2 protein-coding genes and 1 pseudogene are annotated in these 2,405 nt (G+C 62.1%); 2 read left to right on the top strand and 1 reads right to left on the bottom strand.

The annotated features are described in order from the left end of the window. Nucleotides 1-219: hypothetical protein (locus tag VQ045_RS21530; RefSeq protein ID WP_331831577.1), on the bottom strand; the 219-nt coding region annotated here is incomplete at its 3' end. Between the two features lie 147 nt (nucleotides 220-366). Here VQ045_RS21530 and VQ045_RS21525 point away from each other — a divergent pair. Beyond that, nucleotides 367-1,722 carry an IS1380 family transposase gene (locus VQ045_RS21525; RefSeq protein ID WP_331831576.1) on the top strand — a complete coding sequence of 452 codons (1,356 nt, stop codon included), beginning with the start codon at nucleotides 367-369 and terminating at the stop codon, nucleotides 1,720-1,722. A 391-nt stretch (nucleotides 1,723-2,113) separates the two neighbouring features. After that, a pseudogene (locus VQ045_RS21520) lies at nucleotides 2,114-2,405 on the top strand (IS21 family transposase); the annotation flags it as partial.

Here is a 2,405-nt window from a genome sequence, read left to right as displayed (position 1 = left end):
ATCGATATTTGAGGCATGCTTCCTCCACCGCATCATCTGCGGTGTTAGAAAGAGTCGCGACGCCTCAAGACCACACAACATGCGCAAGAGCCACGAATGCGGGGCAAGTCCAGCCTCTCCATAGCCACCTCCGCGGTCGCGGGAGACGACAGTGATTTCGGGATGATCCGACATCCAGGCCGCGACAGTTGCGATTTCCCGATCCGGCAGAAGCTTCACGATCCGTCGTCGCTCGAGATCGCAGACGATTGTGTAGGGCGGTGACAAATTAGCCCGGATTTCCCATATGGCCCCATTGAATGATGCGCTCGATCGTTGATTCTGGTATAAGTATCAATGTGTTGAACGCATTTTGGGGCGGAGCATATGGCGAACCCGGCGGGTGAATCGGTTGATGGCCCTCTGAGGCTCGATTTCGACCGCCGCCTGAAGCTTGAGTTCCACGGTTCCAGGATCACCACCGACGCCGGATTGCTGGCCTACCGCGAGCTCGATTACGCCCTCGGATTGACGGACATGGTCGGCGACGATCTCGTCGATCCGCGCACCGGCAAGAATAGCCAGCATGTGTTGACAGGATTGTTTCGTCAGTCTGTGTTCGGCCGCCTCGGTGGCTACGAGGACGTGAACGACGCCGACCGCCTGGGACGTGACCCGGCGATGCGATGGATTGTCGGCGGTCGCGCCGTTGCGAAGCAGGCCGCCTCCACAAGCCAGATGGGGCGCTTCGAGACGGAGTTTCTTGCCGGCGGCGAGAACCTCGCTGCACTGGCTGATCTGTCAGGGCAATGGATTGACCGGGTGCACGCGCGGCATCCGCCCAAGGCAATCGTGCTCGACATGGATTCCAGCGTCAGCCCGACCCACGGCGATCAGGAAGGCACCGCCTACAATGGGCACTTTGCCTGCACCTGCTACCATCCGCTGTTCGTGTTCAACCAGTTCGGTGATCTGGAACGCAGCGAACTTCGTCCGGGCAACGTTCACAGCGCCGACGGCTGGCGCGGCGTTCTTGAACCCGTCGTTGAGCGGTACCGGGAACGGGACCTGCGCCGCTATTTCCGAGGCGATGCCGCCTTCGCCGCTCCGGACATCTATGGGTTTCTGGAGGCCGAGGGCTACAAGTACACGATCCGTCTCAAGGCCAACGCGATCCTTCAGCAAAGCATCGCGTACCTCCTGACGCGACCCGTCGGCCGCCCGCCAAATCATGTGGTTCGCACCCATGCCAGCTTCAGCTATCAGGCAGGGTCATGGGACAGGAAGCGCCGCGTGGTTGCCAAGGTGGAATGGCATCCAGGGGAACTCTGTCCCCGCGTCGGCTTCATCGTCACCAACCTGAGCCGACCGGCCACGCGCGTGGTCGCCTTTTACAATCAGCGCGGCACAGCCGAGCAGCACATCAAGGAGGGCAAGAACGCGATTGTGTGGACCCGGCTGTCATGCCGGAGGTTCCAGAACAATGCCGTGCGGCTTCAGCTTCACACACTCGCCTACAATCTCGGCAACTTCATGCGGACGCTGGCTCTGCCGGAGGCGGTCAAACACTGGTCGCTGACCAGCTTGAAGGAGAAGCTCGTCAAGATTGGCGCCAGGATCGTCACGCACGGCCGCTACGTCACGTTCCAGTTGGCTGAGGTCGCGGTGCCAAGGGGTCTGTTCGCCGAGATCCTGCGGCTGATCGCCGAACTGCGGCCGCCGCCCGATCCAGCGCCGGCGTGACGCGTCCGGTTGTCATGAGTTCCGGCAAGAACCACGAGAGAGGTGTGCCTTGATGACGAGAATCGACGCCATCAACCGCCTGGGAAGGCCCGGCTCAGGCGGATCAGCAGCAAATCCAGGCGACTACCCTCCCGCACCGCGCTTAACATTGCCCTCGGCGGCCACGAAGACTACCATGTCGCCAGAAACCGGGGTTCATATGGGGAATGTCGGATTAGGCCACGAAGCGGCGGCGAGAGGGTCGGCCGCGCCGGAGTAAAACCCGGCCAGTGGATAGGCTGTTTTCCTTTTGGGGGAACGGCCGGGAATGTTTGTCGTGNGAGGGTCGGCCGCGCCGGAGTAAAACCCGGCCAGTGGATAGGCTGTTTTCCTTTTGGGGGAACGGCCGGGAATGTTTGTCGTGGAAGTTTACGCCGCCGTTCGCCATTTTGTGTTTGTCGAGGGCAACAGCCAGCGCGATGCGTCCCGGGTATTCGGGCTGAGCCGCGAGACGGTTTCGAAGATGTGCCGGTTCTCGCTGCCGCCGGGTTACAGGCGCACGAAGCCGGTGGCGAAGCCGAAGCTGGGCGCCGCTGCTGCCGGTGATCGACGCGATCCTGGAGGCGGACGGGGCGGCGCCGGTGAAGCAGCGCCACACGGCCAAGCGGATATTCGAGCGTCTGCGCGACGAGCACGGCTACGCT

Origin of the sequence: Aurantimonas sp. E1-2-R+4, assembly GCF_036549515.1 — a bacterium.
GTDB lineage: Bacteria > Pseudomonadota > Alphaproteobacteria > Rhizobiales > Rhizobiaceae > Aurantimonas > Aurantimonas coralicida_A.
Note: the sequence above shows the minus strand (reverse complement) of the source record. Positions and strands in the feature narration are given on the sequence as shown.